Genomic DNA, 211 nt, shown 5'->3' on the forward strand with positions numbered 1-211 from the left:
TGCATATAAGATGATTTTTAACATCATTTTTGGATGATAGGATGTTGCACCACGATGATGTCTGAATTCATCGAATTCGCTATCAGGTATCGTTTCAACAATTTCATTAACATATCGCGAAATATCAATTTGAGGAATTCTAACAGAAGTTTCTATTGGTAGTGTAAGTTGGATCAAGTTATAATTTTTATACATAAGGCACTTCATTAAT

General features: G+C 30.8%; 1 protein-coding gene. It reads right to left on the reverse strand.

The features are described 5' to 3' along the window. Nucleotides 1-195: transposase (locus tag IDG65_RS14750; RefSeq protein ID WP_206174289.1), on the reverse strand; the 195-nt coding region annotated here is incomplete at its 3' end. Nucleotides 196-211: the final 16 nt, after the last annotated feature.

It is taken from the genome of Staphylococcus sp. EG-SA-17, assembly GCF_017151845.1.
In the GTDB taxonomy this organism is placed as follows: Bacteria; Bacillota; Bacilli; order Staphylococcales; family Staphylococcaceae; genus Staphylococcus; species Staphylococcus aureus.